Source organism: Peribacillus sp. NPDC058075, assembly GCF_042885195.1.
Lineage (GTDB): Bacteria > Bacillota > Bacilli > Bacillales > DSM-1321 > Peribacillus.
This window is the reverse complement of sequence record NZ_JBHVSL010000001.1, coordinates 2337162-2351605: the sequence shown is the minus strand read 5'-3', so window position 1 is coordinate 2351605 and position 14444 is coordinate 2337162. Positions and strand designations below refer to the sequence as shown.

Here is a 14444-nt window from a genome sequence, read left to right as displayed (position 1 = left end):
AGGGGGGTAAATAGTGATTACAAAATTAGAGATTACTAGAAATTATATTAATGGAGATTGGCAAGAAGCCAAAACTGGGGAAACGATGACATCCGTAAATCCTGCTACAGGTGAGATCGTTGGAGAGTCACAGAAATCGGGATTAGAAGATATTAAATTGGCAATTAAATTGGCGAAGGCAGCATTTCATACATCCGACTGGCGTTCAAATTCTTCGCGACGTTCTGATGCTTTAATGCAATGGGCTTATAAATTGAAGGAAAATAGAGAAGAAATTGCTAGAATTTTAACCATAGAGAACGGAAAGCCGATAAAGGAGTCTCGTATAGAATTGGACGCCTGTATTGATACGTTAAAATATTTTGCAGGTATGGCTCGAAGTATATTCGGTAGGTCGATAAATCTTTCCCCCACGTCATATGGCATCATTGACAAAGAGCCGATTGGAGTAGTAGGGATTATTTCACCTTGGAACTGGCCGGCTATGCTAATGATTCGAGAGGTTGCTCCAGCCCTTGCTGCAGGAAACGCAGTGGTTTTAAAACCGGCAAGTCGGACCCCACTTATCAGCACTGCCATTGTCAAATTAATCGAGGATAATAGCGACTTTCCACCAGGAATTGTGAATATCGTGTCTGGTCCGGGAAAGGTTATTGGAGATGAAATGACTACAAATCCCGATGTTAATGCCATCAGCTTTACAGGTGACACGACTACTGGCAAAAACTTAATGAAAAAAGCAGCAGAAAAGGTGAAGAAACTTGCTCTTGAACTGGGGGGGAAATCTCCTAATATAATATTTCCTGATGCAAACCTAAACAAAGCAATTCCAGCCGTTGCAAAATCAGCCTTTATTACTGCCGGCCAAATGTGTTTTGCTGGATCAAGAGTGATTGTTCATGAGTCGATTCATGAAGAAGTGGTGGAAGGATTGCGTAAACAGGCTGAAAAATTGAAAGTTGGTAACGGGTTAAATGAAACAACCGATATGGGACCTGTCATCTCGGAAGAACAGCTTAATAAAATTTTGGAATATTGCGAAATTGGAAGACAAGATGCAAATCTTATTACGGGTGGTAATAGGTTGACCGGTGGAGATTACGATAAAGGGTATTATATTGAGCCAACCATTTTTGATCAGGTGCCAATTGAATCAAGAATAGCACAAGAAGAGATTTTTGGGCCCGTTCTGGCCATACAAGTTTTTAAGGACGAGAAAGAAGCGATCTCACTTGCTAATGGAACAATTTTCGGTTTAGCTGCTGGCGTTTGGACAAAGGATGTCAACAGAGCTGTGAGAATTGCGAAAAAGGTGGAGGCCGGAACGGTTTGGATTAACACCTATAACAAGAATTACCCACAAGCAGAATTTGGGGGTTATAAAGAGAGCGGAATTGGGCGCACAAGGGGAATAGAAGGATTAATGGAATACACCGAAACCAAACATATTAATATCGAAATTGAAGAATAAAGGAGAATTCACTATGTATCCTTCATTTGAGTTTCATCTGCCAACGAAAATTCATTTTGGCTATAACAAGATCAAACAACTTGGCAATTTACCCTTTAAAGTAAAACGTGCATTTATCGTTACCGATAAAGGTGTGTTAAATTCGGGTCTAATTGAGCATGTAACAAAGATATTAAATGACAACCGAATTTCTTTTGTTGTTTATGATGAAGTGGAACCGGACCCGAGTGTTGAAACCGTTGACAAAGTAGCTCAAGTGTTTCAACAGGAAGAAGGCGATGCTCTAATCGCCATTGGCGGGGGCAGTCCGATCGATACAGCCAAAGGTGTTCGTGTAATAGCTGGAAATGGAGGGAGTATTCGTGATTATGCTGGAGTAAATCTTATCAAGCAATCATCCAATATTCCTCTCATTGCAATACCTACGACATCCGGCACCGGAAGTGAAGTGACCATGTTTGCTGTTTTTTCGGATTGGGAGGAGAATCGAAAAGTCACGGTAACGAGCCCATTCATCGCACCGGATTTAAGTATAGTGGACCCTAAAATGACGATGACTTCACCAACGAAAATTACAGCAGCCTCAGGATTTGATGCCTTTGCACATGGGGCAGAGTCATTTGTGTCACGGATATCCCAGCCTGCCAGTGATGTGCTTGCACTGTCAGCCATGAGCACTGTCAGCAGATACCTTCGTCGGGCCGTTTATAATGGGGAGGATGTTGAGGCACGGATCAAAATGGCAGAGGCTAGTCTTTTAGCAGGAATGGCTTTCAATCAATCCTTCCTAGGTTTGACACATGCGATCGGCAGTGCAGTAAGCGGTCATGCCCATGTTAGTCACGGTGTGGCGATAGGTCTCCTGTTACCGGGAGTTATTCGTTATAATTCGATATCCTTAATGGATAAGTACGTTGAAATGGCCAGCGTTTTTCGAGACATCGACCTATCGTTACCTGATTGGAAGATTACAGACCAATTAATAGAAGAGGTAACGAGGTTACGTGACGATGTTGGACTACCGCAAAAATTACAACAGGCAGGGGTTAAAGAAGAGCAGCTAAAGGCGATTGCAAATGATTCTGTGAAAAGTGGAATGTGGAAATTCAATCCTCGACGAGCGACAGAAGAAGAGATTTTGGGGCTGCTCAAACAACTTTTTTAGAAAATATAAAGCCTTTGAAGAAAGTGTTTAAATTCACATTAAATATTTAGGAGGAAATGATGATGACTGAAAATGTAAATAAGACTGAAGAGCTAATCCCTAGTGTTGATAAGTCGACGGATGAAGTGGCATGGGACTTATATCGAAAAGCGATTCGTTTTGGGACTTGGGATCCTGCTGCTATCGATCTTAGCCAGGATAAAAGGGATTTTGAAGCGCTTGATGAAGACCTTAAAGGATATCTTATTCATTTTTGTACAGGATTTCTCGATGCTGAAGAAAATGTTGCCTTAAAGTTTTGTCCCTGGATCATGTTAGGTTCCTCTACAGAACAACAGGCATTCCTTAGTACTCAATTGCTCGAAGAATTTAAACATACTGAGTTTTTTATGCGCTATTTTAAAGAAGTAATTGGTCGTGAGCGAATTCCTTCAGTGAAAAATATGGTTCAGCAGAAACTTGATAATCGTGTAAAAGTAATGCTGAATGCTCTTGAACAAGGAGAAGAGGAACGTGAGGTTGCACTTGTAGAAGGGTTAACCCATTACCAAGGAATAATAGAAGGTGTTCAAGCGATGACTGGATATGATGTGTTTCGAGGTGTATACGGAAGTAAGGGCCTATTGCCTGGTTTGAGTGAAGGATTTGCCCGAATCAAGGAAGACGAAGGACGGCATGTAGGCTTTGGACTTCGTATGCTAAAGCTATTTGCCCGTAAACCAGAACATGCCAAGAGAATTCGTGCGTTATACGAAGAATACCTTCCTCTTATCTTGGTTCGATATGATCAACCTGTCATTGTAGATGGTAGGGAATACCCAACTCCACCTGAAGTTCGAGGCCGTGAAAGAGTGTCTAAAATGTTAGAACGCAGACTTAAAGACATATTAGGTTCATCAGTTACCGTTTAATGAGGATTCTTTTATTATGAAAGCATAGCCATTGCGTACCTGGCTAGGGCATCTTCAAACGACTGACCGTTTAACGGAAATTGAACGCAAAATTAGTTTACAGTGATGATTATTGCCCCATGTTCGATCAAAACTCTACCATCAATTGCTAATAGTTTTAATGATAATTTACTCACAAGGGCGGCCGAGGTAACGTTGAAAGAACAAAGGAAATTGGTATTAATGGTTCGGGAAACGCCCTTTCATTTAGGACATTTTCGGCATATGCAATCCATAACAGAGCGTGGTGCAATAATCCTCCCTCCTGTACCTAGTTTTTATTAGTTTTTATTATAAACCAAAATCAATCGAAGATATTGTTAATCAAAGCGTAGGAAAGACTAGAGATCAGTTTGTCATTGATGCCCGACTCTTTGAACGTTGAGGACTAGATTAACATGAATAAATGAAAATTCATAATTTCATAAATTCATTCTAGATTAAAATGGGGGAGTTACTGTGACTAATGGTCATATAATAATTTTAGGAATTGTCGTCGTTTATATTTTGCTTACTGCTTTCTTTGGTTTATATACAAAAAAATTCTCAAAAAGTTCCGATAAGTACATGACAGGCGGAAAGGCGTTTGGGCCTTTTATTATTGGAGTTTTAATGATGTCAGAGTTTATTGGTACCGGATCAACGATCGGAACAGCCCAAACTGCTTACGGCACAGGTATTTCGGCAGCATGGAATTTGATTACACTTGCATTGGCATTTGCGTTATTTGCTTACACTATGGCAAAAAAGTTTCATGAACGGGGAGAGTATACAATCTCGGGAGCCATTGCTAAAACGTATGGGAATGGTGCACGTGTTATAACCTCGCTCATTATGATCTATGCCCTGGCGGTAGTTAATGTTTCAATGTACGCTGGCGGAGCGGCTACATTATCAGCAATTCTTAATGTCCCACATACAATGGCAGCAATAATTGTTGGGGTGATAACCGTAGTATATGTCTCATTAGGTGGAATGTTTGCCGTTGCATATACCAATTTAATTCACGCCTTTATCAAGTACTTGGGTTTGATACTGGCGCTTGCATTTGGTTTGGCGGCAGCGGGGGGACTTTCCGGGTTATCCTTGAATCTAGAGTCTGAGATGTTTGACTGGACGGGAATCGGCTTGTCAACAATCATTGCTTGGACAATAGCTAATATCGGTTCCATTTTTTCAACTCAATATATTATCCAGGCGATATCTTCAACACAAGATGATGCTAAGGCCAAGAAAGCGAGCATCTATGCCGGTTTCCTTGTAATTCCCGTTGGTATCATTGCATCTTTGATTGGGATGACTGCCTCAATTGTTTTTCCGAACATCGCGCCAGCAGAAGCTTTCCCTATGATGACAACGTTAATGAATCCATTTCTGGCGGGACTGGTTGTAGCTGGATTAATTGCCGCTGTCTTTGGTACAGTTGCAGCTTCAACTATTGGGTCGGCTGCTCTTCTATTGAAAGATTTCTACAATCCCATTTTTAATAAAGATGCTTCTGACACGAAATCGCTGCGGTTTGCCCGAATTGCAACAATTGTTATGGGACTGATTCCGATTCCATTTGCGATTTTTGCACCAGAAATATTAAGCACTGTCTTTTTTGCTAGAGCTTTAAGAACCACCTTAGCCGTTATTGTCGTTTTGATGTTCTATTTCCCACGTTTTAGTAGTGGACGAGGAGCAGTATTGGGAATGGTCTTTGCCGTGATTACGACAACTGTCTGGTATCTTGGCGGTGATCCATTAGGGATAGATAATATCTACGTCGCTGCAGTTACTCCATTAATTGTCATGTTGTTTGATCATTTCATCAATAAGAATAATAGAGTTTCGTATAACGAACCGAAGGTCAAGACGGAAATCTTATAGGGATGATCGCTATAATTGAAGCTAAAATGAATAAATAATAATAACTATTAAAAAAATCAGGAGGATTCAATTTATGAGATCAAAGACGTTTCGGACATGGCTTACACATCTGCAAACAACGGGTCGTTTAGCGACAATTGATAAAAATGTCAGTTTAGAATATGAGGTTGCTGCTATTGCGAAAAAATTAGATGGAAAAAAGGCTACCTATTTTACTAGCGTAGAAGATTATCAGGTTCCTGTTGTATCAGGAATTTGTTCAACACGTGAAGATTTTGCAGAGGCGTTGGAAACAGACCAATATGGCGTTATTTCAAAATTTACCGAAGCAGTTGCATCTCCTGTTCCTTGTCGAGCACTAAACAAACAACAAGCGCCTATTAAAGAAAATATTATTCTAGAAAATATCGATTTGATGAAGATGTTTCCAATTCCGGTTCACCACGAGAAAGATTCAGGTAATTACATCACAGCAGGGTTGTTTATTGTTCGGGATCCAGTTACTCGGAAGCAGAACGTTTCGATTCATCGTCTCCAAATTTCTGGGAAAAATAAGATAGGAGCCTTAATTTTGCCTCGTCATACTTTTCATTTGTATAAGCAGGCTGAAGAGGCGGGGAGACCACTGGAATGTGCAATCGCCATTGGCGTCGATCCGGTGACCTTACTGGCGTCTCAAGCTAGCACTCCGTTCGGAGTAGATGAACTTGAAATTTCAAGTGCTCTCCGTGGAGAACCTTTAGAAGTGGTTCGTTGTGAGACGGTAGATATCGATGTACCGGCCTATGCGGAAATAGTGTTAGAAGGAAAAATTCTTCCACATGTTCGAGAGCCTGAAGGCCCTTTTGGAGAATTCCCAAAATACTATGGACCACGCAGTGACAAAGAGGTGATTGAGATTACGGCTGTCACTCACCGTAACAACCCGATTTTTTATACCATTGTCCCTGCGGGTTACGAACATCTTTTGCTTGGTGGCATCCCTCGTGAGGCAAGTCTCTTTCAGAGCATTCGACAGACCGTTCCATCCGTAAAAGCGGTTCATATGAGCCCTGGTGGTACATGTCGGTATCATGCCATTGTTTCCATTAAAAAAAGAAATGAGGGTGAAGCCAAAAATGCAATTTTAGCAGCACTTGCTAACAGTTTTGATATTAAACATGTCGTCGTAACGGATGAAGAGGTTGATATTTTTAATATGGAAGAAGTGGAATGGGCAATCGCAACCCGCTTTCAAGCAGACAGAGACTTAGTGGTAGTTCATGAAGCACAAAGTTCGAAGCTTGACCCGTCAACACGCGATGGAGTGGGCTCGAAAATGGGATTTGACTGTACAATCCCCTTAGACAGTGAAGAAATGCAATACTTGCGAGTTCAAATTCCCGGCTACAATGAATGTAATCTAGATGATTACATAAATCCTGATAAATTGATTCAATCAGTTCATCTTGAAGGAGCTATAGACTTTTAAAAAATATGAAAAAATTGTGGCTGACTCAAAAGGCTTAGTGCATGACCTTTTGGTGTCAGCCTTTTCAACATGGGTAATCAAAAAAACACTTCGCTCATTTCCTACAAGTTATCCTTCATATTCTCCTCTATTCAATGTGATTGTAAGCAAACCTGTACAAAAAGTATTAGTCAAACTTTTGAATTCATGTTGAGCCTTTGATTCACTGGGTAAAAAAGACCTGCAAAGTCTCTTGTAAAATAAACGGCTTCATGCTTTATTTTTTTCCTTTAAAACCACTATCCAAACAACTAAACTACCTTTTCTAGATGGAATTATAAGGGACAGGAAGCCTAAGTTCTTTAATAAATGGAACTTGGCTTGTTTTTAGCAGTTTTAATAGATGCAATAGATACACTGTTTGTACTAAAGAAAATATTGATATGAGGAAAGTGAAATATTGAATACCAAAAGTAAGTTATCGATTATTATGTCTATTAATAAATTTAAACATGCATTCTTCATTTTAAAATCATTTTTTGAAACATAACTCTTCTATCATATGTTATTTTAGTAAAGTAATATAAAGCGAGGGGGTATTCATGATGGAAGGTATAGGGAGTTTAAAATTGTCAGCAGAAATTGAACAGTCTAGGGAGTAGATTCAGAGGTGTTTAAAATAGGCATCATGGGATGCAATAAAATAGAGCTTGTTAAAGAGAATAGAAAATATGTATGAAGCTGATATTTCTATAGTTGTGTAGCAGTGAAGGGTGACTACTCGATTGTAAATCTATATCTTATCGAATAATCGTTAAGGGTGTGGGGGCCTTGGAATCAACTGACTCAAGGATAATACCCGCAACTGGCCTTTCTTACAATTAAAAAACGAGTAAAAAGTGATTGAGATAAGATAAGCACAACTCAAGGGGAAAAGGAGAGATGTAAAATGAATTTAGGTACATTATTCGATTTTGCAGTTGGGCGCTACCCCAACCATATTGCTTTAGTTCAAGACCAAAAACGCTATACATATGTCCAATTACAACAGGAAATAGAAAAAATTGCAGCCTCTTTGCAGCGTCTAGGCATTCAGAAGCAGGATCGTGTTGTAGTCATCTTAAAGAACCGAGTTGAAAATGTAATCATTTATTGGGCATTACAAAAACTTGGTGCGATCTATACGCCGCTTAATGACCGATTATCCACTAAAGAGGTCGAGTATTGTGTAAACGATGCTGAAGCGAAAGCTGTCGTCTATGAATCAGCCAGTCAAAATGCCGTATTAGGATCGAACTTTTCTGAAAGGCCAATTTTGATAGGTGATGAGAATTATATTGGTGTAGATATTTCTTATCCTGAACTAGTAGACCGAAGCCCAGGTAGCTATCAAAAGCCTACTTTAGATGAAAATGATATTTCGATCATGTTATACACGTCAGGAACAACAGGACGTCCAAAGGGAGTACCACGTACCCATAGGAATGAATATGCCTCAGCGATGGCACATATCGTCCAAAACCAGTACCAGTTGTGGGAAAGTACACTAGGAGTAATGCCGCTTTATTATACAATGGGCGTTCGTTCACTGCTTACCATGGCGTTATTAAATGGAAAAATTGCTATTTTGCCAGACTTTGATTCTGGAGATGCTCTTGAGATTATTTACAGAGAAAAAATCTCTTCCCTTTATTTAATCCCTACGCTTTATCATGATATGCTAACACATCCAGACTTCAATAAATATGACCTATCCAAGCTTGAAAAAGTTGGATATGCAGGTGCTGCAATGACCACTACATTAGTAAATCAATGTGTGAAGTTACTTAAACCAAAGGTATTTGTAAATCATTACGGCAGTACAGAAGTATATACGTTTTCTATTTGTCCTAATGTATCTGAAAAGCCAGGCAGTGTGGGTAAACCAGGTATTCACCAAAATCTTCGTATTGTAAAAGCAGATCCCGACGGTCGTTCTACTCCCGAAGATATAGTTGGGAAAAAAGAAATTGGTGAAATAATTTCAAATTTAGATTCAGTTGAAGCATTTAAGGGGTATTGGAATCGCCCGGATGCTACTGTTAAAGCGATGCGCAATGGTTGGTATTTTACAGGAGATATTGGTTTTCTAGATGAAGACGGCGATTTATTCGTTGTTGGCCGGCTTGACGATATGATTATCTCTGAGGGAGAAAATATTCATCCATTAGAAATTGAAGATTGTCTGTCCCAACATCCAAACGTTTTGGAAGCTATCGTTATTGGAGAGCAGGATGATCGATTGGGACAAATTGTATCCGCCTATATTGTCTCTAAAAACGAAACGGTTACAGCACAAGAGTTAGATGAGTTTTGTAAAAGGTATCCTAACATGTCGAACTATAAAAGACCAAGAAAGTATACATTTGTTAAGGAAATGCCAAAAAGTCCGGTTGGAAAAATCCTACGCCGAAAATTACGTGAGGGTGATTTTGAGGCACTACAAAATCAAAGCGATTCTGTAGTCTGATACAAAATAAATCTCTCTAGCTGAGAGTGTTGAAAAAAATGTATGTTAAATTTTTATAACTCTCATCTTAAAAAATTAAAACTAATTAATTCTGAATATTTTTATAATAGATTTATATAGAAGCAAAGAGGTGTCCTATGGCAGAGCTGCTAATTGTTGATACAGACCAAAGCTGTATAAGCAATATTCGTCATATTGTTGAAAATAGCGACTATAACTTTCTTCGTATTTATGAAGCTAATAACGCACAACGGGCCATGATGATGCTTAAACAATCCCGTCCAAGTGCGCTTATAATGGATGTTTCGCTTCCGAACATGGATGGCATAGATTTTGGGAAAAACGTACTGCTTATCTATCCAGACTTACCCATCATTGCAATTACAGGGTTAAAAATGTTTGAAATCGTCCAATCAGCCATTAATGCGGGTTTTTCAGGTTATTTATTGAAACCGCTTACCAAAAACCAGCTTTTGAACATATTCGATCGTGTTTTAAAACCAATAATTAAAATGGAAATAAGTCAGACGGTTAAAAATGAAGGTGAATTCGAATTAGATTTAAGAAAACCAATTCAAAGTGCCGTTCAATACATTCAGTTACATTACAATGAATGTCTTACTCTTAAAAATATTTCTGATAAGGTTTATTTAAGCCCATCCTACTTTAGTAAATCTTTTAAGGAAGAAATAGGAATGACATTTGTAGAATACTTATCTTGGATTCGTGTTCAGAAGGCAAAAAATATGTTGAGAATGATTTCACTACCAATTGATGTTATTGCTAATAACACCGGTTTTGCAAATTCCAGTTACTTTGCAACAACATTCAAGAAAATAGAAGGAAAAACTCCAACTCAGTATCGAGAGCATTTTTTCTGGGAAAGAAAAAAAGATATCAATTGAAAAAAAAATTTTCACTTTGGGAGGGGTGGTTATGATTACCATAATAAACGAGATGGACAGGTGTATCAGAGAAAAGAAAAGAGGAATTCTGGCCACTGTCATACGTGTCGAAGGTTCAACCTACCAGAAAGAAGGGGCAAAATGTTTTTTTGCTGAAGATGGAGAGTTAATAGGCTTGTTAAGTGGAGGATGTGTGGAAGGTGATGTCCTTGAGCACGGAAAAGAAGTTTTACAAACAGAAAAACCCAAAAAAATCCATTACGATTTCAGGGGCGAAGAAGACCAAATTTGGGGCTTAGGTGTAGGGTGTAATGGAGCCATTGAGATTTTTATAGAGCTATTTGATCCTGTTGGTCACCATGAAAGAAGCAAGTTAATGAGAGAAGCTTTTACAACAAGTCAGCCCATTATCATAGCAACCATAACTAGTGATGAAGAAGAATCTATGATCGGTGAGAGATGGGTTCACTCCAATTTACAAATTGGGAAACCAATGGATCTCAAGATGATAGATAACAGTGAAGTCTTCTATGATCATATTACGCCGGTTCCTACCCTATACATATTTGGTGCAGGACCAGACGCTGTTCCATTGGTGAAGACGGTTAAAAACTTAGGCTGGAATGTAAATGTATTAGATCACCGACCGGGCTTTGTAAATAAAAGAAATTTTCCCTTAGCCGATGAATTAATATGCTATGAACGAGACCACCCCACTTCCGTTCTATCAAGTGAACATAGTTATGCTATTGTGATGAGCCACAATTTTACTCAAGACCAATTGGTTCTAAAATCGTTGTTACATTCATCGGTACCCTATATCGGAGTGTTAGGACCAACAACCAGAACAAATCAGTTGCTCCAACCGATAATGGATGGTTTCACTATTGATGAAATACAGTTAAACCGTATTTATAGTCCAATAGGCCTTGATATTGGTGCAAAAACTCCTGAGGAAATTGCTATCAGTATTGCTGCAGAATTGGTTAATGTTCATCGTGGTGGTAATTCGATGCATTTAAAACAAACGAAGGGTAAGGAACTATTGAACACCTCTAGAGATCATAGGAGAGTGATTGCTTATCAATGATAAGAATCATGAAGTCTGGGGGATCATTTTAGCTTCGGGCTTATCTACCAGAATGGGTACTCCAAAAATGCTTTTGCCCTATCAACAAAAAACACTAGTTCTTCATGTTATCGAAACGTGTTTACACTCAGTACTTGATGGGGTGGTTGTTGTGGTAAATCCAAAAGTGAATGGATTGGTAGAGGCGGTATCTGTTCCTGGTATAAAACAAGTGGTAGAGAATCATGATTCACATTTAGGTATGTCTACTTCGATTAAAGTCGGACTAGCAGCATTACCCCAACAAGTAGAGGCCATGGTTATTCTTTTAGGCGATCAGCCTGAAATGGATGAAGGCTCAATAAACAGAATTGTTGAAACCTACCAAGTAAAGAATAGGCCATCCATCGTTCAGTCGGTTTTTTTAAACAACGAGAAGGGGCATCCTGTTTTATTCAAACGAGATATGTTTCATCATCTTTTACAGGTTGAAGGAGATAGTGGTGGAAAGTCCGTCATTCAAAAGTTTTACAGGGAAGTTGTATATGCACCAATGAATCAGCCCATTATTCCGGATGTTGACACAATAGACGATTATCAAAGATTGATTAAAAAGAGGGGGGTTGTACATGACAAAGGTAATAGGTAAGTCTGCTACGAGGGTGGAGGACAAACGGCTACTAACCGGTCAAGGAACTTATATTGATGATCTTGGTAACACAACAAATACAGGCTATGCGGCAATTTTACGTAGTCCACATCCTCATGCTTATATAATATCCATAGACCCAACCGAAGCGGAAAAAATGCAGGGAGTAAAGGGAGTGGTAACCGGTCAAGACATAAAAGACCATGTAAAACCATTTAGTGTTGGGGTTACGGCACCAGTTAAGTATTTTCCTCTTGCTATCGAAAAGGTGAGGTATGTTGGAGAACCCGTTGCTATTGTAGTTGCCAAGGATCGTTATACTGCCGAAGACGCAATGGAAAAGATAAAAGTTTCTTATAAACAGTTACCAGCCATTGTAGATATTGAGAAAACGGTACAAGAGGATGCACCGATCTTACATGAAAATGTTGGGTCGAATATTGCCAATCATCGTCAATTCCATTATGGAGATGTAGATAAAGCCTTTAAAGAAGCAGATCATATCATCAAGCATAAATATAAGTTTCCGAAATATACGGCTACCCCTGTTGAAACATATGGTGTGGTTGCAAACTATGATTCTGCTCATAATCAGTATAACGTTCATGCTAATTTTCATGGACCCTTTATTATTCAGGCAATCATGGCTCAATCCTTACAAGTCCCCAGCAATAAACTAAGACTGATCATTCCAAAGGATATAGGGGGAAGTTATGGAATAAAGGCAGGGCTTTTCCCATATATCGTTCTTTGTTCCATCACAAGTAAACTTCTCGGCTGTCCAGTTAAATGGATAGAAGATCGACAGGAACATCTTTCATCAAGTGCGAGCGGAACAGATCGCGTGACCTACATTGAAGCCGCCGTCAAAAATGATGGCAAGGTCACCGGTTTAAGAATGAAATTGATGGATAATGTTGGTGCTTATATTCGCGCACCAGAACCAGCCTGCTTATACCGTAACCATGCTAACTCAACCGGGGCATACGATATACCAAATTTAGATATAGAAGCGTTTGCAGTCATGACAAACAAGTCACCTACCGGGTTAATCCGTGGTTACGGGGGACAGGAGCATTACTTTGCCCTCGAAAGAATGATGCAGCTTATTGCAAAAGAACTTTCTTTGGACCACTCTGATGTGATTAGAAAAAACCTGATTAAAAAACAACAATTTCCATTCACAACAGCTTCGGGTGGAATTTACGACAGTGGGGATTATGAGAATTCATTTGAACTCGCTCTTTTAACGGGGGAATATAAGAACTTTAGAAAAAAACAAGCAGAAGCGCGTAAAAATGGAAAAATTTTAGGCGTCGGCCTTGCATGTATCGTCGAACCATCCGGATCAAATATGGGATATATCACGGTTGCCTTAACACCAGAAGAAAGAGCGAAATCCTTACCGAAGTCAGGTGCATCTGAAGCGGCTACTGTTTCAATGGATCCATTAGGAAGTGTAAACGTGAGAATTAGCACTGCACCAACAGGTCAAGGACACGAAACCGTGGCAGCCCAAATCGTATCTGAAGTTTTAGGGATACCAAGGGAACAAATAAATATAATCGCTGAACTTGATACAGCGACCAGTCCTTGGTCCATCGCTTCAGGAAGCTATTCAAGTCGATTTGCCTCTTTAGGTTCAAGCGCTATTTATTATGCAGCCCAAAAGGTAAGGAAAAAACTTTTTAACATTACTGCCTCTCAACTTGGTGTAGACGTCTCTGAGCTCGAGCTGGGAGAAGGTTTCATTTACGTAAGGGATAATCCTGCTAAAAAGTTTCCTATCAAGCGCCTTGCGGGTCTAGCACATTGGAATCCGCTTGCATTACCTGAAGGAATGGAACCAGGAATCTATGAAACTCATTATTATACTCCACAGGCTGCAGAACCACCGGATGATAACGACCTGATCAATTCCTCTGTCACATACGGATTTGTTGCAGATATGGTGACTGTTGAAATTAATCCGGATACAGCAGAAGTGAAAATAATAGATTATTTCACAGTTCATGATGCTGGAAAGCTTTTAAATCCGTTGATTGCAGATGGACAAATCATGGGTGGTCTGGCTCATGGTGTTGGTGGCGCTTTATACGAGGAATTAACTTATGACAAGAATGGTCAGTTCTTAACGGGGTCATTTATGGATTATTTATGCCCAACTGCTCCGGAAATCCCTAATGTAACGATTAAACATACGGAGTCTCCATCCCCTCTTACTCCATTAGGAGCCAAAGGCTTGGGTGAAGGGAATACCATGAGTGCACCGGTGGCGATTGCCAATGCCGTAAGTGATGCCTTAGCCCATTTAGATATTATGATCGATGAGCTGCCATTAAGTCCTAATCGCATTTGGAAGTTACTCAATGAGGCAAAGGAAAAAGTGACAGCTCCTTAAACA

At 39.5% G+C, this 14444-nt stretch carries 11 protein-coding genes; all 11 read left to right on the top strand.

Going from position 1 to position 14444, the window contains the following annotated elements:
- Positions 1 to 13: 13 nt before the first annotated feature.
- The 11 genes from ACFVS1_RS11685 (at position 14) to ACFVS1_RS11635 (ending at position 14441) form a co-directional block, all read left to right on the top strand.
- Positions 14 to 1471, top strand: a complete 1458-nt coding sequence (locus ACFVS1_RS11685) for an aldehyde dehydrogenase family protein (RefSeq protein WP_387547460.1) — start codon at positions 14 to 16, stop codon at positions 1469 to 1471.
- Between the two features lie 13 nt (positions 1472 to 1484).
- A complete protein-coding gene (locus ACFVS1_RS11680; protein WP_387547457.1) occupies positions 1485 to 2636 on the top strand; it encodes an iron-containing alcohol dehydrogenase in 1152 nt (383 codons plus the stop codon).
- Positions 2637 to 2698: 62 nt separating this feature from the next.
- Entirely contained in the window at positions 2699 to 3547 is an 849-nt protein-coding gene (locus ACFVS1_RS11675; protein ID WP_352920966.1) for a R2-like ligand-binding oxidase, read from the top strand.
- 105 nt (positions 3548 to 3652) lie between these two features.
- Entirely contained in the window at positions 3653 to 3871 is a 219-nt protein-coding gene (locus ACFVS1_RS11670; RefSeq protein WP_387547454.1) for a flavoprotein, read from the top strand.
- 174 nt (positions 3872 to 4045) lie between these two features.
- Positions 4046 to 5458, top strand: coding sequence for a sodium:solute symporter family protein (locus ACFVS1_RS11665; RefSeq protein WP_352920962.1), 1413 nt, complete (start codon positions 4046 to 4048; stop codon positions 5456 to 5458).
- 73 nt (positions 5459 to 5531) lie between these two features.
- Positions 5532 to 6929: a UbiD family decarboxylase gene (locus tag ACFVS1_RS11660; RefSeq protein ID WP_387547450.1), complete on the top strand. Its 1398-nt coding sequence runs from the start codon at positions 5532 to 5534 to the stop codon at positions 6927 to 6929.
- A 928-nt stretch (positions 6930 to 7857) separates the two neighbouring features.
- Positions 7858 to 9417: a class I adenylate-forming enzyme family protein gene (locus tag ACFVS1_RS11655; RefSeq protein WP_352920958.1), complete on the top strand. Its 1560-nt coding sequence runs from the start codon at positions 7858 to 7860 to the stop codon at positions 9415 to 9417.
- 137 nt (positions 9418 to 9554) lie between these two features.
- Positions 9555 to 10322 (top strand): response regulator transcription factor, encoded by a 768-nt coding sequence (locus ACFVS1_RS11650; protein WP_352920956.1) that lies wholly within the window; start codon positions 9555 to 9557, stop codon positions 10320 to 10322.
- Between the two features lie 31 nt (positions 10323 to 10353).
- Positions 10354 to 11412, top strand: a complete 1059-nt coding sequence (locus ACFVS1_RS11645; RefSeq protein ID WP_387547447.1) for an XdhC family protein — start codon at positions 10354 to 10356, stop codon at positions 11410 to 11412.
- On the top strand, positions 11399 to 12040 hold the full coding sequence (locus ACFVS1_RS11640) for a nucleotidyltransferase family protein (protein WP_387547445.1): 642 nt from the start codon (positions 11399 to 11401) through the stop codon (positions 12038 to 12040). Before ACFVS1_RS11645 ends, ACFVS1_RS11640 begins: the two co-directional genes overlap by 14 nt.
- Positions 12021 to 14441: a xanthine dehydrogenase family protein molybdopterin-binding subunit gene (locus ACFVS1_RS11635; RefSeq protein ID WP_387547442.1), complete on the top strand. Its 2421-nt coding sequence runs from the start codon at positions 12021 to 12023 to the stop codon at positions 14439 to 14441. The genes ACFVS1_RS11640 and ACFVS1_RS11635 overlap by 20 nt, the downstream gene beginning before the upstream one ends.
- Positions 14442 to 14444 lie beyond the last annotated feature (3 nt).